1 pseudogene is annotated in these 262 nt (G+C 66.4%); it reads right to left on the minus strand.

Annotated features, from left to right (window positions below):
* Window positions 1-262: pseudogene (locus tag ACPYOM_RS22825) on the minus strand (ROK-family transcriptional regulator); the annotation flags it as partial.

Below are 262 nucleotides of genomic sequence, written 5' to 3' on the forward strand. Positions count from 1 at the left end.
TCTCATGGCGGTCCTGGGCTATCGCGTCCAGGCTCTCCTCTTCTCGTCCACCGCGGAATTCGCGGTCGACACGCGTCATCGCGAGATCGAAGAGTTCGACTGCGACGCCGCGCTCCCCGACGTCAGCACCCAGCAGGTACGCGCCGGAGGGCTTCGGCGCAAGCAGCGTCACCGGACGGCCCCCCTGGGAGGCAACCATTCCGGCCTCGATGACGAGGCCTTCGCTGATCAACTCGGTGGCGATGTTCGTGACGGATCCGAC

This window comes from Monashia sp. HAY1-2A (assembly GCF_056755315.1).